We start from the raw sequence: 20,250 nt of genomic DNA, 5'->3' as shown, positions 1-20,250 counted from the left end.
CCGGATCGAGAGCGATCTGGATTGAGGATCGACCCCACCATTGCGAAGCACGATCGAGCGGCTCCGGGATCGAGGAACCGGGCCATAATGAAACTGAACCGGTTTAAGTCTCAGCCGATCGGGCAGTAGCCGCACTTTGTGCAATTAAGCCCAAAACTTCTTGCTGCGGGCCCCTATTTCGGCACAAATCACGATTGATCTGGATTTTGCAATCACCGATCGGGAGGTGGCTATGCGCGCAGTGTTAATGGCTGGTGGTTCTGGAACGCGCCTGCGCCCATTGACCTGTGACTTACCCAAGCCAATGGTTCCAATTTTGAACCGCCCGATCGCTGAACATATTATCAACCTGCTCAAGCGCCACGGAATTTTTGAAATTATCGCTACCCTGCATTATTTGCCCGATATTTTTCGGGACTATTTTCAGGATGGAGCAGATTTTGGGGTGCGCTTAAGCTATGCCGTTGAGGAAGATCAACCCCTTGGCACCGCCGGTTCCGTGAAAAATGTTGAAGAATGGCTCAGTAGCACGTTTTTGGTCATTAGTGGCGACAGCATCACGGACTTTAACCTACAGGCCGCGATTGACTTCCATCGCCAGAAACAATCGAAAGCAACCCTAGTGTTGACAAGGGTTCCCAACCCGATCGAGTTTGGAGCAGTGATTGTGGATGGGGATCAGCGCATCGTTCGCTTCCTAGAAAAACCATCAGCCAGCGAAATTTTTTCCGACACGATCAACACGGGAATTTATATTCTCGAACCGGAAGTTTTGCGCTATTTAGACCGCAATCAGGAAGCAGATTTTTCCACAGATTTGTTTCCCTTACTTCTGGCCGAAGGAGAACCTATTTATGGCTACATTGCTGAGGGCTATTGGTGCGATGTGGGGCATTTAGACACCTACCGCGAAGCCCACTATGCGGCTCTTCACGGCAAGGTCAAACTGGACTTTGCCTATCAAATGATTGCGCCGGGTTTGTGGGTGGGTGAAAATACCGCGATCGACGATCGCGCCAAAATTTTGCCCCCTGTCTTAATTGGTCACAATTGCCGAATTGGCCCCCGCGCCACGATCGAATCCGGCACGGTGATTGGCGATAACGTCACGATCGGTGCTGAAGCGGATCTCAAGCGCCCCATCATTTGGAACGGGGTGATCATTGGCGAAGAAGCCCACCTCTACGCCTGCACGATCGCCCGAGGGGTGCGGATCGATCGCCGGGCCCGGGTGTTTGAAGGCGTGGCGATCGGCTCCCTGTCCATGGTGGGCGAAGAGTCCCAAATCAACAGCCTGGTGCGCGTTTGGCCCAGCAAGCACATTGAGTCGGGAGCCATCCTCAATCTGGATTTAATTTGGGGCCAAACCGCCCACCGCAACCTATTTGGTCAACGCGGCGTAGCTGGCTTAGCCAACATTGACATCACGCCAGAATTTGCCGTCAAGCTGGGAGCCGCCTATGGTTCCACCCTGCAACCGGGCGCACAGGTGACCGTTTCGCGCGACCAACGCAGCATCTCGCGGATGGTGACGCGATCGTTCATTTCCGGCCTGATGTCCGTGGGGGTCAATGTCCAAAACCTGGAAGCCACGCCGATTCCCGTGGCTCGTAGCGTTGTGCCCACCTTGGGAGTGGTGGGCGGTGTGCATGTGCGCATTGATCCCGATCGCCCCGATCGCGCCGCCATTGAATTTTTTGACGACAAGGGGATTAACCTCTCCAAAGGCAAAGAGAAAAAAATCGAAGGGGCCTATTTCAAAGAAGATTTGCGCCGGGTTCAAATTGACGAAATTGGCGATGTTTTTTACCCCAGCCAAACCCTTGAAATCTACCGCAGTTGTTTTGAAAAACACCTCAACCTAGAGGCCATTCGCTACAGCAACGCCAAGGTGGTGGTGGACTATGCCTATTCTGTTTCTGGGGCGATTTTGCCCCAATTACTGAGTAAGTTTGGTTGCGAAGCGGTGGTGCTGAATGCCAGCTTGACCCAAATGGTGGCCGATGCCGATGGTCGAGAGGCCCTGTTGGTGCAGCTAGGCCGCGTGGTGGAAGCGATTTCCGCCACCTTTGGGGCCCAAATTTTGGCCAATGGGGAGCAGTTAATTTTGGCCGACGAGGCCGGTGGTCTGATTCGTGGGGAGGCACTCACGGCGTTGCTGGTGGAAGCAGTGTTGGCGGCCCATCCTCGATCGTCCGTGGTGGTTCCTGTACGGGCCTCCGGGGCGATCGAGCAAATTGCCCGCCGCCATGATGGCCGCGTCATCCGCACCAAATGTAATCCCACCGCCCTGATGGAAGCCTGTCGCGCTTATCCCAATGTGGTGCTCGGCGGCAGTGGAGATATGGGCTTCATTTTCCCAGAATTGCATCCGGGGTTTGATGCGATGTTCTGCGTTGCCAAACTGATTGAATTATTGGCCATTCAAGAGCGAACCCTAGCGGATTTACGAGCCGATAGTTTGCCCCGTATCTATCACAAATACTTCACTGTTCGCTGTCCTTGGACGGTGAAGGGATCCCTAATGCGCCACTTAGTTGAATCCCACTCACCCAGCACCTTGGAAATGATTGATGGGGTTAAGGTGCACGATCGCGCACGGGACAGTTGGATCCTGGTGCTGCCCGATGCCAGTGAACCCCTGGTGCATTTAATTGCCGATAGCCCCAGTCGAGAATGGGTGGAACTGACCCTGCGGGACTATCGCCAATTGGTGCAGGAATTCATTGCGCGCGATCGGGGCATTGAAGAAGTCGTGGAGTTTGAAAACCGGGTTTTGGCCTAGCGGATTTTCGCTCAACTTGTAGTAGCGCGGCTGCCTTAATTGATTGGGTTAAAGTTGCGGAGTCAGTCGTTGTAACAAGGGGCCTAGGGGATGTCGCCATTTTTCAAGGTGATGCTGAAACGGTTGATTTTCCATGTCCTAATCGTCGTAACAAGGGGCTTAAGCCCCTTGTCCCCCACGATCCGCTAACGGTAGATCTAGGGTTTCGGGTTCAACGATGACAAACCCTAAGCCCCTTGCCACCTAACGATCAGGTCACGACAACCATCATTTGACTTGACCGATCAACATAAGCTTGCCGCGCTAGTAGGGTGGGCAATGTCCACCTGCGACTCATTTCTCAACAACTCTGATCGCCCTTTGGGAGAGAGGAATCAGCAACTTGGGGATAGATGTTGCCTTGGCTAGGGAGTCGTGAACAACGCTCACCCTAATAGCTGGATCTTGGCTGAAATCTTGATTCAGGCCTTGGCTGCGGCCAGCCCTCCGCAGCTCCTGCCACAACCCAAGTAACAATTAATACAAACAAATCACTGGAATTGGGATTCCACCCAGAAACCGGTAGCATTCCGTAGCATTCAGTCGCCACCAAACTCGGCACAATCGAGTATTCTGTGAATGACTCTCGCGATCACCCCATGGAAGACCGTCCCACCTCCCGTGACACCCATGCGGACATTGAGCGGCTCATTGAATCGGCTCCGTTTTTTCGGGCGCTGCCGCGTGATGCCGTCGAGTTAGCTACTGCCCACGTTGTCACCCGCACCCACCCATCGAACCAAGTCATTCTGTTGGAAAATGACTGGGGCGGTTCGGTGTACTTCATCTTGGAAGGTTGGGTCAAAATCCGCACCTACAACCTGGAAGGCAAGGAAGTAACCCTGAACATTCTGGGTCGTGGTGAAATTTTTGGCGAAATGGCGGCCCTCGATGAAGTGCCCCGATCGACCGATGCCATTACCTTGGCCCCCACCACCATCGGTAGCATTCCCGCCCAGGACTTCATCACCCTGGTGGAAACAGAACCCCAGGCGGGCATCAAGTTGGCCCAACTGATGGGGCGGCGATTACGCCAGGTGAACCGGCGGTTGCGATTGCGGGAATCCGACAGCGTATCGCGGGTGGCCGATATTTTGATGTTTTTGGCGGAGGGCCAGGGCCGCAGCAGCGATCGGGGCGTGGAAATTCCCAACTTGCCCCATCGCGAACTGAGCAGCCTCAGTGGCCTGGCCCGCGAAACCGTGACCCGGGTGCTGACCAAGCTGGAAAAAAAGAGCCTGATTGAACGGGATGGGGATGTGCTGCGAATCCCCAGTTTGAACGCCTTGGAGCGCACCATTTGCTAGGTTGGTCGCGCCACGGGCTAGCCGAAACCGCGGCCGGAGATCCGCCCCCGATCGCCCCGGCCATGGCCCAGGCCTTGCACGATCGCCTGGCGGCCGCCGGGGGCCAAATTACCTTTGCCGACTACATGGCCCTGGTGCTGTATGACCCCCAGGTGGGCTACTACGCGGGATCGGGCGATCGGGTTGGCATTGGCCCCCAGGGCGATTTTGTCACCTCGCCCCACCTCTGCCCCGATTTTGCGGAACTTTTAGCGGATCAGGTGGCCGAATGTTGGGCGCGGCTGGGTTGCCCGCCTGCCTTTGACCTGGTGGAAATGGGAGCCGGCCAGGGAGTGATGGCGGCGGATTTGCTCACCCATTTGCAAACGGCCCATCCAGGCTGTTGGGCCGCCACGACCTATCGAATTGTGGAAATTTCGCCAGCCCTCAGGGCCGTGCAGCGATCGCGCTTGGCGGCCTGTGCGGCGGCGGGCGATCGGGTCGTTTGGTCCACCTGGGAGACGATCGCCCCCAATTCGATCATGGGCTGCTTTTTATCCAATGAATTGGTGGATGCTTTCCCTGTTCATCGGGTGATTTGGCAAGGGGGGCAGCTCCAAGAATGTTACGTCACCGCCTCGGAAGGACACCTGAGCGATCGCGTGGGGCCCCTGTCCACGGAGCGGCTAGCCACCTATTTTCAGACCCTCAACATTGACTTTGCCCGGGGTGCTTATCCCGAAGGCTATTGCACCGAGGTGAACTTGGCGGCGTTGGACTGGCTGGCAACCTTGGCCGAGCGGCTGCGATCGGGCTATCTGCTCACCATTGACTACGGCTACGAGGCCCAGCGGTTTTACCACCCCAGTCGATCGGGCGGCACGCTCCAGTGTTACACCCGCCACGCCCACCACAACGACCCCTACTGGTTGCCGGGCCAGCAGGACTTAACGGCCCACGTGGACTTCAGCGCCCTGCAACATTGGGGCGAACAGCAGGGCCTGCAAACCCTAGGATTCACGCGCCAAAGTTTGTTTTTAATGGCCCTTGGCTTGGGCGATCGATTGATGGCCCTCAGCCAGGGCGGGGCGATCGCCCAGACGATGGATTTTCAGAAAATTTTGCATCGTCGGGATGTGTTGCACCGCCTCATCGATCCCACGGGTCTCGGCAACTTTGGGGTTCTAATTCAGGGTAAGAACCTGCCACCGGAGGCGATCGATCCTCCCCTCAAAGGCCTGCAAGAACCCATGGGTCTGGGCTTTGTCTAGGGGGAATCTCCAGCCCGATCGCCCGGTTCCAGCGCCGCTTGTCCAGTGGCCGACTACAATCAAGAATGCCGTCCTTTTGGGGCGGGGTTATCAGATCCCGTAATTTTCTAACGAAAAACGGATTCAATCTTCATTCCTTTGAACAGCAACCATGGTCACGCCCGATCGCATCACAACTGCCATCAAGGCCACCCTGCCCGACGCAGAAATTCAGCTTGCGGGTGACGGCGACCACTACGAGGCGATCGTTGTCTCTGCGGCCTTCGCGGGCAAAAGCCGTGTCCAGCAACACCAACTGGTCTATGGCGCACTGAATGACGATCTCCGCAGCGGAGCGCTTCATGCCCTTGCCCTCAAGACCTTTACCCCCGAAAGCTGGGCCGCACAACAAGCCACCGCTTAGGGGCCTCAACCGGGGCCAAACATCAGCAGTTCCTGAGAACGAAGAACCTCTAGAAACCAAAAGTTTCTGGAAAATGGCCCAGTGAAGATGCTGAAAGCGTCAAAAAAAGGCAAAAATTAGCCAAAATTGGCCAGGATGAATCCTTGGCTGTTTCATCTCAATCACCAAGGCAAGGAGCCGCAGTTCCTTGTTTTGTTCTAACTTTGTCCTAACCACGTCCACTATTACGATCGCGGATAGCCACCATGACCCCTGAAACGAAACAACGCATCGAAAGCTTGGTGCAGAACAACAAAGTGATGCTGTTTATGAAGGGCACAAAATTGATGCCCATGTGCGGCTTTTCGAACACTGTGGTGCAAGTTCTGAATGCGGTGGGTGTGCCCTTCGAGTCTGTGAATGTTCTGGATGAGCCAGAAATTCGGGAAGGCATCAAGGAGTTTTCTAACTGGCAGACTATTCCGCAACTTTACATCGATGGCAAATTTATCGGCGGTGCGGATATCACCGTTGAGATGTACCAAAGCGGTGAGCTACAACAACTGTTGGAAGTCGCAATTGCTTCTTAAATGAAGCCTAAAAAGCATCTTGAAGCCATTGCCTTCTAGTCATTTTGGGGGCAAGGGGCTTAAGCCCCTTGTCTTCGTTATAAGCCCCTTGTTTTCGTTAATTGATTAGGCAACTTACCCATTCCCATTCCTAACTCCATGACCCTCCATCCCCTGATGTTTGCCATTTTTGGCCTGTCGTTGGATACGATTTTCTCTACCCAAGGCATCATGGTGCTGCTGTTGATGGCCTATGGGGGAGCCATGTGGATGTTTCTGTCCAGCGCGCCCAAGGTTCACACCATCATGGTGTCGGATTTGGAAATTGCTCGACAGTTCTATGAGGGAGATTTGGAATTGGCAATGGCGGATGTGCCCTTGCAGTATTACTACAATTACGAACAAACCCTCGGGGCTACCGCGATCGACCCGCTTTATATGGCTCCCAGCACCTTTGCGCGCGTCGCTAACCCAGCTCCCTTGCCCGATGGTTTGTGGTATCAACTCAAGAAAAATGTGCAGCTCCATGTGATTGCTGGAGCCAGTTTGGGCGATCGCAACCATCAGCGCCACGTTTGTTTCGATCGCGACTGTCTAGAACAAATTTTGCTGCGAGTTCAGGTGCGAGGAATTCGGCACAAGATCCGCCAGGAGTTACCGCTCAATTTCCTGGTCAAGGATTGGTCGGGTCGCACCTTGGAATTAACCGAAGCGAATCAGTAACCTCAAGGGCGATCGCTCGACCTTAAGGAACCGGAACGAGCGGTGTGGATGAATGGTGAATCGAAGGGGGCTGCCCAAGCCAGGCCTCAGCAGCATCGATCGCCCCGGTGCGATCGACCCAAACGGAAGCGGCCCGGGTCACTTGCCCGGCCAGCAATTCCACCCACACAAAATGGTGTAGCCGTCCCCGATCGTGCTCCCGAATTCGGGGAACCACCGCCGCGTTCACATACACCGTTCCTTGGGCATCGCTAGCCGTGGCTTGCCGCAATCGATCCTTGCGGTGGCGCAGGTGGTGGTGCATGTGGCCAAAGGTAACCAAAGCCACCTGTTGATGGCGCTGTTGGGCGATGCGGATGGCTTGGCGCAGGTCAGGATCGCCAAAATCGCCGCCGAGGGGTTGCCAATCGCGCCCACAAATTGACTCCGGTTGATCCCCAAGCCCATGGGGGCCGTTATGGCCCAGAAAAATGAGAGTGGGTTGGGTGGCGCGGGCCGCCGCTTGGGCAATTCGATCGGCCGAGTCCATCATGCCCCTCACGGCAAAGCGATCGCGGTAAAACTCCCCATAGCTCCAGTTTGGGCCGCCCCAGCTAAAGGGTCGCCCCCCAATCACACTCAACCCCAACTCCGGCCAGTCCAGGCAACCGTAGCCCACATGGGCCACCCCCAACAGATCCAGTTGCTCCTGCACCCGATCTTCGCGGCTGCGATCGTAGGGACATTTTTTGCGGCCCCAAGGAGTCGCGCTATACCAAGAATCGTGGTTGCCCAAAATCACCGCTTTCGGCAAAGGCAACGCCGCGATCGCTCGGGTAATTTCCACCGCTTCGTTGCCAAAATCGCCCACAAACAACGCCGCATCAACGCTTAGACCTTGGAGAGCGTGGGCATCGTCAGCCGTCCACTGGTCATGGACATCGCCAATGATGGCGAGATGGATCGGGCGGGAGGCAGCGGCGGTCATGGCGATTTTAGAGATGCTATTTAGTTAAAACGTCAAGGAAGTGAAAGCGTTGAAGAGGTGAAAGCGTTAAAGATACTATTTAGAAATACCCTTGCAAATGACCTTTAGAAATCCGAAAGACGGTCTAATAGGGCAGCGATCGGGGCGCGATCGAACGCTTGTGGTTTTGCTTCCAAATAGGCTTGCAAATCGGCTCGGGCTTCGGTAAATCGCTCCAATTGGTAATACAACAGTCCCCGATCGCGCCGCTCCTGGATCGCGTCGGGAAAAATCAACAGAATTTGCTCAATCACTCGGGCCGCACGGATCGGATCCTGTTGGCTGATGTAGATCGCCTTGAGGTTGGTCAGCATTCTCACCAGGAAACGATGCGGATCCACCGGTTCCAAAAATTGCGGTTTGAGGGCCACCGGTTGCCCATAAATACTACTGAGGCGATCGGCACAATCCTGCGGAAACAGAATTTCGCCCTGGGCAAAGGCATCCACAAAAATTCCCGCCTCCTCAAAGTCTGGGCGGATGATGAAGTGGCCCGGCATTCCAATGCCAACCATGGGGAAATTCAGCCGCTTCGCAACTTCTAAATAAACTAATGAAAGGGTGATGGGAATTCCCAAACGGCGATCCAACACCTCATTAAAAAAGCTATTGCGTGGATCGTAATAATCCGCTTGATTACCGCTGAATTCTAACTCTGTGAATAGGTATTGATTAATTGCTCGAATTACCCGCATGGGAACCCGATCGCCCGCCAGTCGATCGCCCACCACTGCCGCCATCTGATCCAGTTGGTTTAAATAGGATTCCACCGCCAGGCCCGGGTAGTCTTCTTGGGCAAGGTAAAGGGCTGCTCGGGCTAGATCAATTTGCTCGATCGGCCGTCGAACCTCTTGTAAAAAAGCCTGTCGAGCTTGGGAAAATTCCATCGGGGCGATCGTTGCTAAAGGGCAGAATTGAGAACTTAAGGCCAGCAAAACCCGAAACAGGCAAAACCCAGAAATCAAAATAATAACGGAATTAGAAAAGAACCAACACCGCGCACAAAATCCAACACCGAAATTCCCAGCCCGTTGCCATTGGACTGTTCACGGCTGCCCTTTTTGACATAGCGCTCCAGTTCGTCGGAAAACTTTTCCGCCAAAGCCTGTTGATCGGGATTGTTGGCCTGGGCAAAGAGCTGGGCCGCCACCCGCCCATCCCCGATCGCCCCGCCATAGTCCGCCAAGTGCGATCGCGCCACCGCCCGGTTTAGGTAAGCCTCGGCAAATTGCGGATCCTGGGCGATCGCCTGGTTGTAGTGATTAATCGCCCCGGCGAAATTGCGTCGATCAGCCTCATACACGCCCCAGTTAAAACGCTCACGCGGCGTGGCCACCTCGATCGGCAACCCCACGGCCCCAATCACAAGGGCTTGGGTCATGGTGGCCCCGCTCAGATCGGCCCCAAAGAAAACCGCCTCCCGCAGATCCGTGCTCACCAAATTGGCATTGGTTAACTGAGCATTGGTTAACGTGGCTCCAAACAGGGTGGCGCTCTGCAAATTTGCGCCGCTCAAGTTAGCCTGGCTGAGGTTGGCACGGCTCAGATTTGCGCCCCGTAGGTCAGCCCCCATCAGGTTTGCGCCGCTCAAGTTGGCATAAACCAGGCTGGCCCCCGTCAAATCGCATTGCACACATTGCCGCGTGAGCAAGAGCGTCTGCACATGTTCTGGATTGGCCCCATAACTCGCAGGACTGGCCAGCACCGTCAGTCCCAATGCCCAGCCCAGCCCAAGCAGTCCACGCCCAGCTTCCATGACGGCTTTCTCCTTGTTCTTATGCCGACACCCTATCTTAGAGGATGTTTCAAGCGTCCGAATTGATCGTTCAAGCTGATCGATCGGCCGATCAGTCCAGCCCAACGGATCGGCCGATGAACCCTTGCCCCATTGGCTTCAACTGAAGACCGAGAAAATCCGGGTAGGGGCGTACGGCCGTACGCCCCTACAGGGTGGATGGGTTTCGATCAACGTTGATTGGGATGATTTTGAACAGGCTCACCGTTAAGTTGAAGCACCTGCCCTTGCCCGGGCCCCAAAAACTAGCAAAGATTCAGACCTCCCCCCTAGTCAGCTCAAGTTCAGCTCAATTGAGGTCGCCCATCACAGTTGGCTAACCTGAATCAGTGGTGCTGATTGGGTTGAATTGCTCAGGCTGAATTTCCAGAATTTCGCCGCGCTGTCTTCATTTCAGCCCGCGTCCCTTGGACTCAGAACCATGGCAACAGGGCAGAAATTGAGGAGATTGATCTCAGCATTGACCCGAGATCGAAGCCGGTTTTTGCTCGACGACAAGCTGTTAGAAACTGAAAAAAAACTTCAGATAGCTACAAATTGTCAGTTCCTATGGTCACATCCCGAGAGTTTATGGATAGAATATGCGATTGAAACCGCTATTCGGTAGGGGTTTCAGCCACTCATTCTACTGATTGCCGACCCGGAAACTGGGTTGGCTCCCTTTCGCATTCAGGAGATTTCGGATTATGAATAAAGGCGAGCTGATTGATAAGGTGGCCGAAAAGGCGAATGTCACCAAAAAGCAGGCCGATCAAGTGCTGACGGCCGCTCTTGACTCGATCGTGGAAGCGGTTTCGTCGGGCGAAAAGGTGACTTTGGTGGGGTTTGGCTCATTTGAGCGCCGTGAGCGGAAGTCCCGCGAAGGCCGCAACCCCAAAACCGGCCAAAAGATGGAAATTCCGGCCACCTGTGTTCCCGCCTTTTCTGCCGGTAAGTTGTTCAAGGAAAAGGTTGCGCCTTAGGCAATCCCCTAAGCGCCCTTTCAGGTCTCTGTGGTTGCCATGGCCGACTGGTGTTTGAGGGTCGGTCATGGAATTTGTTTTACCAGCGCCCAACAATCTGCATGGCAAAGCAGCGAGCTGCCCTTGGGCCGATCGAATGGGCCGATCGAACCAGGCCCGCGAGTTGCAAGTGCATTGGGGTTTGGGATTAATCGCCCTGGCGGGATGAATCAACGGAAAAGCATCGGTTGTAGACTAAATCCCGACTGCCCGACCCATCATTTTGCAAATTTGCCATGCACGCTTCCATGGATGCTTCCCCGATCGCCCCGCGCCCGTTGAAGGCTACGGTGCTTCAGTTGCCGGTTCATCTGCTGGATGACTACACCCAGTGGTTGTTGGATCGGCGACAGGAGGGGGGCGCGCAGGTGGTGACCCTCAATGCGGAAATGGCGATCGAGGGGGAACGAAACGCCCGATTGGGAGAAACCATCCGCCAAGCGGATTTATGCATTCCCGACGGGGCCGGCGTGGCCCTATACCTGAAGCTGCGGGGCTATCGCCAAGTGCGCCGAGTTCCGGGCATTGAGTTAGCAGAATCGGTGCTGACGGCCTTTGGGCGATCGCCCAATGCCTACGGAACCGTTTGGTGTTATGGCGGTCAACCGGGTGTTGCGCAGGCGGCGGCCCAAGCCTGGGAAAAACGGGCCCCCGGCATTCAATTTTCAGGGATTTATCACGGCTTTTTGAGCGAAGACGAGCGATCGACCATGGTGCAATCCATGCGGGAAGCCCAACCGGGCCTGATTTTGGTGGCACTGGGTGTTCCTCGCCAGGAATATTGGATTGCGGAACACCGCCACCTTTGTCCCAATGCCATTTGGATTGGCGTTGGGGGCAGTTTTGATATTTGGTCGGGCACAAAAGAGCGTGCGCCCGCTTGGTTTTGCGAAAACAATCTGGAATGGCTCTATCGGCTCTATCAAGAGCCTTGGCGTTGGCGGCGAATGCTGGCTTTGCCGAAGTTTGCTTGGCGGGCGCTGCTGGAAACGCTACGCCCCTAAAACATGCCTTCAGGAATGGGAATATTGCCGTTGTTGTAGTCGTCCCAAACTCGGAACAGGAACATTCGTCGATCGCGGGCAGTGTTGCTGTAGCTTTCTAGCTCCGATCGGAACAGTTTGCGCAGCGTGGGGTTTTGAGCCAGATTCAGCAACTCCTGAAGCTCGGTTTCAGAAAACTGGCTATCGAGACGACGACTGTAGTTGAGGGCAACGGTTTTCCAGCCGGCTCGCTCCTTGAGCACCTCATTCAACCAGTTAATAAATTTCAGGGACTGGTTGGGCGAAACGGCTAAATCTACAGCATTTCCCAAATATTGATCGTAGCGTTCTGAAACTCCCAGTTCTTGCAAAACAGCGGTGATCAGTTGCCGTTTGGTCATGGGCTGTTCAGGCAGGGCCGGCGTAGTTTGCGCAAGCCGATCGCCAGGATTTTCGCTGATTAAATTCACGGTGTCGTGAGGGGCAATATTGCGAGGGGCGATCGGCTCTGTGGCACTGGCTGGCTGCAAATGGGCGATCGCCATGGCAATGCAAAGACCGGCCGCCGCAAGGGCGATCGATTGCCAAAAATTAATCCAACGAACTTGCTTGAGATGGGTCATACCAGTGACTAAAAAAAGGGAAAAGAGGGGTTGAAGGATGAAAATCTTTGGCTAATTTGCACAAAATACTAGCGGCCAGATTGCGATCGCTCTCGTTTGCCGATCGTGCCGCGTGTGACTCCCAGTTGGCTGGACAGTTGCAAATCTTGCCAAAGTTCAGTGCCGGAAATTTCGCCCCGCAGAAGTTGTTGATAGCGGCCGATCGCGTGACTGACCCGATCAGGTGGTTCATTGAGAAACTCCAACCGGAATCGCCGGGCCCCGGACACAATTAACCGTTGCACCACCTCTGCGCCCGTCTGTGCCACCCCATTAAACACCGTGTTTCGACAGCCCGCATCCGCCTGTAACCGATGCTCCACCCCGGCTCGATCGCGCAGGGTAACCGTTTGTTTTTCGCAGGGACGGCCGCAGTTTGTGTGATCGGTTCCGGTGGACAAAAAGGCACAAAAAACACAATGCTCCATATGGAACATGGGCATATGTTGATGAATCGTAATTTCCAACCAATCGGGAGGACAAGCTTTCAGCAAATCGACCAATTGATCGGCATTTAAATCGTAGGAAGCCGTGAGACCGGCCAGTTGAAATTCTTGCTGAAAATAGCTGGCGGCGATCGGGTTGGCCACATTCAACGAAAAATCACCCATGCAGCGATCTTGGGCAAAAAAGCTGAGATGGTCATAATTGCGCACCAAATAGCCATCCGCATGGCTGTTGTGAACTTGCTGCAAAATCCAGGTTTCACCGGTTTTGTAAATCCGAGGGGGCGCAACCCAAAGGGTTTGTTGATCCGATTGTTTTTGGGTGCGAAACCACTCCACCAGCGATCGATATTGGCGCGGATCTTCTAATTCGCAATAGAGCCGATCGATTCCGGCGGCCATGGCGCTGGCCAGTTGGGCCCGGTTACGCACCAAAACCGACAGTTGGGCCAGCTCCGGAGCCGGGCGATCGCCCATGGCGGGCCAAAGATCGCGCGATCTCGCCGTGGCGTGCAATGTCCAGCGGGGTGGCTGGGCCCGCTGCTGTTCCAGTTGAGCCACCAAGTCTCGCCGCATTCGGTTTAGCTCGCTGGCGGGCAAAATCAGATCGCCACTGAGTTGTTGCTCAATGCGATCGAGCCGAAAAGCCGTGTTGCCCAGCCGACCGAACTGGTCTTGCAATCGCTCGGTCGTGAGCGGTTGGCGCTCTGCCACCGCCAGGGGCATGGTGGACACCACTTGGGCAATGTGGCCCAACTCATCCCGGGCGATCGCGGTGGCGGGCTGACCCAGCACCCCATGGAATTCAATGGCGATCGGGCGCTGAAATTTGGGTTGCTCGCCCGCGTAGGTTTGGCGCACCCGTTTTTCCAGTTCCGGATCGGAAGTTTTCCACAGCCGATCGCCCGATCGTACCCGTCGCAAATCCAACTGACTGAAGCGATCGATCCGCAAACCCCACAGCTCGCCCGATCGTCCCGGTTCCCGCACCTCACAGATGCGGCCGCCCTGTTCACCGCCGGGCCCATCCAGACCAATGCCATCCCCGGCACTGAGGTGCAAACCAGTCGATCGCACCCAGAGCCAATCGCCCTCCACCCGCGCCACTTCGCCCAAATAGGCCCCGCGCTTTTTGGCATATTCCCCATGCACCAGCGCTTGGTTATTGATGCCCTCAAACCAGCCCGTGAATAGACCACGAGAAAAGGACATTTCCAACTCGTAGCGATCGGCCGAGTTGGTTGATGGCGATGATTGTGGCTGCGATCGCGATGGGGCAAGGGGCTTAAGCCCCTTGTCTAGCCTGTCACTCACCAATGGATGGCCGATCTCGGCTCGATTCTGTAACACCGAGTCAGCAAGGGGCTTAAGCCCCTTGTCTAGGGTGTTACTCACCGATGGATGGCCGATCTCGGCTCGATTCTGTAACACCGAGTCAGCAAGATGCTCAAGTCCCTTGTCTACCCGGCTGGCCACGGTTGCCACCGCCCGATCGAGCGCTTGGCGATAAATCCTTGTGGTGCTGGCCACATATTCCGGCGCTTTCAACCGGCCCTCAATTTTCAGGCAACTGACCCCCGCCGCCACCAACTCCGACAACACCGGCAGCCCAGACAAATCCTGGGGACTGAGCAGATAGTCCCGATCGCCCAAATCCACCACCTGCCCATCGGCCACCAACTCATAGGGCATCCGACAGGCCTGGGCACATTCCCCCCGATTAGCCGATCGCCCACCCAACGCCTCACTGGTCAAGCATTGGCCCGAATAGGCCACACAAAGGGCCCCATGCACAAACACCTCCAGCGGCAAGGACAAGCCCCGATCGCCCAACTGGGTTTGAATTTTCTGAATTTCCCGAATCGAACATTCCCGCGCCAACACCACCAACTGGCAACCCAAATTCCGCGCAAACGCCACCCCTGTCGCACTGGTGATCGTCATTTGCGTTGAAGCATGGATCGGAAAATCCGGCGACAAATGCCGAATCAACCGCACCAACCCCACATCCTGCACGATCGCCGCATCCACCCCCGCCGCAATCACCGACTTCAGGTAGCGCTCCGCCTCCACCAGCTCATCGGTGAAAATCAGCGTGTTGATCGTCACATAGCCCTTCACCCCGCGCCGATGCAGCCAGGCCATCAGCTCCGGCAAATCCGCCTCCGTGAAGTTTTCGGCCCGCATTCGCGCATTGAAGCGATCGAGACCGAAATAAATTGCATCGGCCCCGTTTTCCACCGCCGCCTTCGCACAGTCCCAATTGCCCGCCGGAGCCAGCAACTCCGGTCGCCCCAGGGGCCGCGAAGCTGTCACCGCATCCTCTGGGCGCGTGGAGCATGGAACATCGGATTGCTGAGCATCGGGCAACGAAGAAAGCATGATGGGGGTTGAAAGCTGCTGGTGGATTCGTTCAAGAGATTCACTAACCAGTATCAGGAAAAAGTACCGCGATCGGTATGTTGGGCAGGCAGTTCCCGCTGAAGTCCTGCGGGCGCGATCGCGGTGGGCTTGCGTGGGCTGCAATCACCTTTCGCGGCCCTCAGTTTCGTTGGATTATTGGTTGAACTATTTTCAGTTGCGTGAAAGTTGTGCAGAGTGGCATGGTGTGCAGAGTTGCGTGGAAGCCTGAAATGGGCTAGGCATGATGAGTTAGTGATCAACCGTGATCAGCCGCCATGATCAATCGCCTCGATTAACTGCCTCGGTCAATCGCCTCAGCATCCCACTCTGAGCCATCTGCGTGAATGAGTTTGTGCTGATGAGTTTGTGCTAATTGGCCTGTGCTGATCAGTTCGTGCTGATCAATCTGTCCGGGTCAGTTAGTCTGTCTTAGTCAGGTTGTTCTGAGAATTCTGGCAGTGGGTGCAGGTTCTGGTTCGATCGAGCCGGTGTTTGCTCCCCTGGCCCAGATCGATCGTTTGAAGTCCCTCGCGTGTCAATTCCTAAATAGCAGCAATGGATCGCCTAAGCATCGTGCAGCCTTTCGGTATTTTGGACGGCAAACAAGCTGGCCCCTTCCGTCAAGAAGTGAGCGATCAGGTTCAGTCAGGGATGCAACATATCCTGGTTGACTTTCAAGATGTGTCTTTCATGGACAGTTCGGGACTGGGGGCCCTGGTTTTAGCCTTGAAAACGGCTCGATCGGCCGGAGCCAAGCTTTATCTTTGCTCAATCAATGACCAAGTGAAGATGCTGTTTGACCTGACAAGTATGGATCGGGTATTTGAAATCTATCCCGACCAGGAGGCGTTCATGGAGCATTTCAATTCCCTTTAACGTTCGATTGAAGGCTCGATCGCCCTCGGGGCCTGGCAGTGAGTGATGGGCAAAAACCCTAGGAATCTGCAAGATCCCTGTGCAATGCTAGGCATCAACGCTGTGGCGGAGTCTCAAAAATCAAGGCGGGCGGATGGGGCGATCGCCCATGTGGCCCCTCCACAAAGCCCCAGCGAGGGCCGGTCTAGATTTGCATCTCCGGTGAACTGCTGGTGAATCTTTGGTGAACCCTGGAATTTGGAACACCAACTTGCAACCCTAGGCCGAAACACTGGATTTGAGCATTTGCATCGGCCCTAGTTCAACTAGCGGAATGAAAGCGCAGTCATGAGTTGGCCAGACTGGACGAGTTTGATCGTAGGGATCGGCATTGGGTTTTATGGGGCGCTGCGACGCTCAACCAGTCCGGCATCATCACCAGAAACACCCAAATCGCAAGCATTGGCCAACTCGTCCGACTCTGACGATTCAGATCCCGATGATTCAGCCTTAGCCGTTGCCTATCATTTGGCGAAACAGTGGGGTGCGTTTCAGGCGGGATTTTTGGCCCGGACAGCCCATGAGTTGCGATCGCCCATGAGCAGCGCGATCGGGCTGCACCAAATGATTTTGAACGATCTGTGTGACGACTTGGAGGAGGAACGCCAGTGCGTGGCCGATGCCAACCAAGCGGCCCAACGGATGGTGAATTTGCTCGATCGCCTGATTGAAGTGTCCAAATTTAATAGCGGAGCCATTGAGCCAGATTTTCAGGTTGTTGCCCTGTCCCTCATTTTGGATGACGTGGAAGGGTTGACCTATTTACAGGCGGCAAACCGTAACATTGGCTTGGATTTTGAGGAACCGCCCGAGGTGGATGTGTGGGTGGATTCCAAGCGAATGCGCCAGTCTTTGGCATTGGTGGTGGATGGTTTGATCACACAGCTTGCCCAAATTAGCGACAAGGGGCCCATTACCCTGCGCACCTCCGTGATTGAGCAGACGGTTCAGATTCAAATTCAAACCACCTGTGCGCTGGAAACCTGGAGCGACCCGATCGACTTGATGGATCCGGGGATGTCCGTTGCCCACAGTGTGGCCGATCTGCGGGCGATGGCGGCCCACAGTCAGCTATCACCGATGATGGGCCTGTGGGTCGCTCAGTTGGCGATCGAGTCGATGGATGGGCAATTAACGGCTACTTCAAGCGAAAACGGCATGGAACTGCTCTGCACAGTTTCCTTGGCTTAGGGAGACTTGGGTTAACGGCGATCGAGAGGTTCCCGCAGTTCCACAGGGGCTTCCAGTAATTGCAGCGTGGCCCGCTCGGCATCGATCGCCACCGGAATCCCGATCGGGAGGGTGAGCTTGTCGGGCACATGGCCCAGGGCCAACCCCTGCCAACTGGGAATTCCCAAGGGGCGAATCCAATCATCCAGCACGCGGTTGAGGGAAAGGGCCGGCTCCCGATCGCCTGGATTGTCGCAGCGGGTGCATTGGGCAAATACAAACCCCGCCAACTGATCCAGCACCCCCGCCAGCTTCAGTTGTGACAACAGGCGATCGATCCGATAGACCGGCTCGCCCACCTCTTCCACCACCAAAATTTTGCCCGACCACTGGGGAAGATAGGTGGATCCCACCATGGCCGCCAACACCGACAGATTCGCCACCACCAAGGGGCCCTGGGCTTGGCCGGGGTGAATCACTCGGTGGGTTTGCTGGGGTGGATTTTGGAGGGTGGCCGCTGTCCCTGCCATCAAAATTTGTTGCCAAGCGGCCGTAGAAAACGCATTCCAGCGGGAAGCGATCACGGGGCCATGGAACGTGACCAAGCCCGATCGCTCGTAATAGGCCAGCAACAGGGCGCTGATGTCGCTGAAGCCCAAGAGAATTTTGGGGTGCGATCGCGCCAAGTCCCAATCCAATAGGGGCAAAATCCGCGCACAGCCCCACCCTCCGCGCGCGCAAATAATCGCCGCCACCTGGGGATCGGCAAAGGCCCGGTTTAAATCCGCCGCCCGATCCCGATCGCGCCCGGCCAAATAACCATCTCGATCGAACAAATGTCGCCCCGGAACCAGCCGGAATCCTTGCTGAGTTAACCACTGCCAGCCCTGCTGGAGGTCGGCGGCCGCAACACGCCCCGCCGGAGCCACAATCGCGATCGTGTCGCCGGGCCGAAGCGATCGCGGCCGCAACAGGGGCCGCATTGCCGGTGGCAATGGCGACAAGGGGGCATCTTCCGCCCTGGCCAGCGATCGGCCATCAATTTGTGTAGCCAAGGCCAGAGCACCCAAACCCCTCAGCCAAAACCGGCGCGATCGCCCATGGTTGATCATCGTCAATCACTTTTTGAAAAAAGTTCTGAATAGAAACAAGAGCGGCTCCGCAGCCTGCTCAAGGATTTATTTCATAATCCCGTGATCATCCATGATCTAATCCTGGCTTCAGACAATCTTTTGTTAAGCTAGACTGAGAATTAATTGCAATAATGCTAGGCTCATACTTCTAAAACGCCGATTATCCAGCCGAGGTGCGATCGCCAGCAGCCATCAGCAATCCTCGATCGACCCGCCATCCCAGGCGCTCAGTGCCCTCGGGGCAGGCCTGGAATGGGGTCGCGACCACGGCTGATCCTGCTGCCCAGACTGACAATCGCCCCGAACCGGATTTTCATCAACCTGACCTTGCCAGCTTCCATGAGACGTTTGACCCGCCGCGCCTTTTTGGCGACCAGCTCAATGGCCACCGCCGCCGTTGCGATCGCCCAGGGCTGCACCCCATCTTCATCCACTTCCAACAACGCCAACAGCAGTTCCAGCAATGGATCCAGCCAAAAAGTGCTGCGGCTCTATTCCGGCCGTCATTACGACAGCGACAAGGCTGTTTATGAAGGATTTGAGCGCAAAACCGGCATCAAAATCGAATATATCTCCGATGATGCCGACAAGCTCATTGAGCGGATCCAAGCAGAGGGCAGCCATAGCGCAGCGGACTTGCTGTTAACGGTGGATGCGGGGCGATTATGGCGGGCTTCGGCGGAAGGACTGTTGCAATCGGTGACCGCCACCCAGTCTCCCAACCTTTACAGCGCGGTTCCAGAAAATTTGCGCCACCCGGAAGGCCAGTGGTTTGCCCTGTCAAAGCGGGCCCGCGTGATTATGTACAACAAAGAAAAGGTGCAACCCTCGGAACTCAGCACCTATGAGGCGCTGGCCGATGCCCGGTGGCGCAGCCAAATTCTGGTGCGCACCTCCAGCAACATCTACAACCTGTCCTGGGTGGGCGAAATGATTGCTGTCCATGGCGAGGCCAAGACGGAACAATGGGCCCGCAGCATGGTGGCGAATTTTGCGCGGCCACCGGAAGGCAATGACACGGCGCAAATCATGTCCTGTGCAGCGGGCATCGGCTCGATCGCCATTTCCAACACTTACTATTTGGTGCGTTTGGCCAAGTCCACCAAGCCGGAAGAGCGCACCGCCTTTCAACGAATTGGAGTCTGTTTCCCCAACCAGGGCGATCGGGGAACCCACATCAACATCAGCGGCGTGGGCTTGGTGAAAAATGCCCGCAACCCCGAAGGGGCGATTCAGTTCATGGAATATTTGCTGAGTCCCGAAGCCCAGGAACTCTTTGCCAAGGGCAACAATGAATATCCCGTTTTAAAGGGTGTGGCGTTGGATCCGGAGTTGGCCAAGCTGGGAACCTTCAAGGAATCCACCGTGAGCGCCACCACCTTTGGTCGCAACAACGAGGTGGCCCTCAAACTGCTCGATCGCGCCGGTTGGAAATAGCATTGCCAGGGCCCTGAACCCACCTCCCGATCGCTCCCCACCCATTTTGAGCGCCTTCGAGCCTCAGCCCCTGCGGGGTGGTCATGGGTTCAGGGCCATGCCTGCTCGATCGCCCAATCCAATTAACTGATTAACTGAACTTATTAGATTGATCCATGAGATCAAGTCATCGGATCAAAAATTCAGCGTGCCTTATGCAAATTACTACGAAATAGTTTCAGTAAGTTACTGAATTTTGCCAACT

18 protein-coding genes are annotated in these 20,250 nt (G+C 55.6%); 12 read left to right on the top strand and 6 right to left on the bottom strand.

Annotated features, from left to right (window positions below; all coding sequences use genetic code 11):
- Window positions 1–232 precede the first annotated feature (232 nt).
- The 6 genes from AC2IAX_RS00705 (at window position 233) to AC2IAX_RS00680 (ending at window position 7,055) form a co-directional block, all read left to right on the top strand.
- Window positions 233–2,785, top strand: coding sequence for a sugar phosphate nucleotidyltransferase (locus tag AC2IAX_RS00705; RefSeq protein ID WP_494388887.1), 2,553 nt, complete (start codon window positions 233–235; stop codon window positions 2,783–2,785).
- Between the two features lie 638 nt (window positions 2,786–3,423).
- A complete protein-coding gene (locus AC2IAX_RS00700) occupies window positions 3,424–4,131 on the top strand; it encodes a Crp/Fnr family transcriptional regulator (protein ID WP_099535580.1) in 708 nt (235 codons plus the stop codon).
- Window positions 4,125–5,381 (top strand): class I SAM-dependent methyltransferase, encoded by a 1,257-nt coding sequence (locus AC2IAX_RS00695; RefSeq protein WP_494388886.1) that lies wholly within the window; start codon window positions 4,125–4,127, stop codon window positions 5,379–5,381. Before AC2IAX_RS00700 ends, AC2IAX_RS00695 begins: the two co-directional genes overlap by 7 nt.
- A 151-nt stretch (window positions 5,382–5,532) precedes the next feature.
- Window positions 5,533–5,784, top strand: coding sequence for a BolA family protein (locus tag AC2IAX_RS00690; RefSeq protein ID WP_494388885.1), 252 nt, complete (start codon window positions 5,533–5,535; stop codon window positions 5,782–5,784).
- 245 nt (window positions 5,785–6,029) lie between these two features.
- On the top strand, window positions 6,030–6,353 hold the full coding sequence (gene grxD, locus AC2IAX_RS00685) for a Grx4 family monothiol glutaredoxin (RefSeq protein WP_494388884.1): 324 nt from the start codon (window positions 6,030–6,032) through the stop codon (window positions 6,351–6,353).
- A 138-nt stretch (window positions 6,354–6,491) separates the two neighbouring features.
- Window positions 6,492–7,055 (top strand): VOC family protein, encoded by a 564-nt coding sequence (locus AC2IAX_RS00680; protein ID WP_494388883.1) that lies wholly within the window; start codon window positions 6,492–6,494, stop codon window positions 7,053–7,055.
- Between the two features lie 22 nt (window positions 7,056–7,077).
- Here the strand turns inward: AC2IAX_RS00680 and AC2IAX_RS00675 are convergent, their stop codons facing one another.
- The 3 genes from AC2IAX_RS00675 to AC2IAX_RS00665 form a co-directional block, all read right to left on the bottom strand.
- The gene (locus tag AC2IAX_RS00675) at window positions 7,078–8,022 is read right to left on the bottom strand and encodes a TIGR04168 family protein (protein WP_494388882.1); all 945 of its coding nucleotides are present in this window, start codon (window positions 8,020–8,022) and stop codon (window positions 7,078–7,080) included.
- Between the two features lie 104 nt (window positions 8,023–8,126).
- Window positions 8,127–8,948 (bottom strand): SirB1 family protein, encoded by an 822-nt coding sequence (locus AC2IAX_RS00670; RefSeq protein ID WP_494388881.1) that lies wholly within the window; start codon window positions 8,946–8,948, stop codon window positions 8,127–8,129.
- A 74-nt stretch (window positions 8,949–9,022) separates the two neighbouring features.
- Window positions 9,023–9,817: a pentapeptide repeat-containing protein gene (locus tag AC2IAX_RS00665; protein WP_494388880.1), complete on the bottom strand. Its 795-nt coding sequence runs from the start codon at window positions 9,815–9,817 to the stop codon at window positions 9,023–9,025.
- A 725-nt stretch (window positions 9,818–10,542) separates the two neighbouring features.
- Here AC2IAX_RS00665 and AC2IAX_RS00660 point away from each other — a divergent pair.
- From AC2IAX_RS00660 to AC2IAX_RS00650, 3 genes are all read left to right on the top strand, one after another.
- Window positions 10,543–10,818, top strand: coding sequence for an HU family DNA-binding protein (locus AC2IAX_RS00660; protein WP_099535592.1), 276 nt, complete (start codon window positions 10,543–10,545; stop codon window positions 10,816–10,818).
- 67 nt (window positions 10,819–10,885) lie between these two features.
- Window positions 10,886–11,026 carry a hypothetical protein gene (locus tag AC2IAX_RS00655; RefSeq protein WP_494388879.1) on the top strand — a complete coding sequence of 47 codons (141 nt, stop codon included), beginning with the start codon at window positions 10,886–10,888 and terminating at the stop codon, window positions 11,024–11,026.
- Window positions 11,027–11,120: 94 nt separating this feature from the next.
- Window positions 11,121–11,861 (top strand): WecB/TagA/CpsF family glycosyltransferase, encoded by a 741-nt coding sequence (locus AC2IAX_RS00650; RefSeq protein WP_494390450.1) that lies wholly within the window; start codon window positions 11,121–11,123, stop codon window positions 11,859–11,861.
- Here AC2IAX_RS00650 and AC2IAX_RS00645 read toward each other — a convergent pair.
- Window positions 11,858–12,463 (bottom strand): hypothetical protein, encoded by a 606-nt coding sequence (locus AC2IAX_RS00645; protein ID WP_494388878.1) that lies wholly within the window; start codon window positions 12,461–12,463, stop codon window positions 11,858–11,860. The genes AC2IAX_RS00650 and AC2IAX_RS00645 overlap by 4 nt on opposite strands.
- A gap of 68 nt (window positions 12,464–12,531) precedes the next feature.
- Entirely contained in the window at window positions 12,532–15,330 is a 2,799-nt protein-coding gene (locus tag AC2IAX_RS00640; protein WP_494388877.1) for a peptidase U32 family protein, read from the bottom strand.
- A gap of 576 nt (window positions 15,331–15,906) precedes the next feature.
- On the opposite strand from AC2IAX_RS00640, the gene AC2IAX_RS00635 reads away from it, so the two are divergent.
- Window positions 15,907–16,227: an STAS domain-containing protein gene (locus AC2IAX_RS00635; protein WP_494388876.1), complete on the top strand. Its 321-nt coding sequence runs from the start codon at window positions 15,907–15,909 to the stop codon at window positions 16,225–16,227.
- A gap of 441 nt (window positions 16,228–16,668) precedes the next feature.
- Window positions 16,669–17,457 carry a sensor histidine kinase gene (locus AC2IAX_RS00630; protein ID WP_494388875.1) on the top strand — a complete coding sequence of 263 codons (789 nt, stop codon included), beginning with the start codon at window positions 16,669–16,671 and terminating at the stop codon, window positions 17,455–17,457.
- A gap of 11 nt (window positions 17,458–17,468) precedes the next feature.
- On the opposite strand, the gene AC2IAX_RS00625 is transcribed toward AC2IAX_RS00630, so the two are convergent.
- A complete protein-coding gene (locus AC2IAX_RS00625) occupies window positions 17,469–18,548 on the bottom strand; it encodes a S66 peptidase family protein (RefSeq protein WP_494390449.1) in 1,080 nt (359 codons plus the stop codon).
- Between the two features lie 360 nt (window positions 18,549–18,908).
- On the opposite strand from AC2IAX_RS00625, the gene AC2IAX_RS00620 reads away from it, so the two are divergent.
- Window positions 18,909–20,006 (top strand): Fe(3+) ABC transporter substrate-binding protein, encoded by a 1,098-nt coding sequence (locus AC2IAX_RS00620; protein WP_494388874.1) that lies wholly within the window; start codon window positions 18,909–18,911, stop codon window positions 20,004–20,006.
- Window positions 20,007–20,250 lie beyond the last annotated feature (244 nt).

It is taken from the genome of Limnothrix sp. HT2024 (assembly GCF_059138625.1).
The sequence above is the reverse complement of the archived record's forward strand: the minus strand, read 5'-3'. Positions and strand labels throughout refer to the sequence as shown.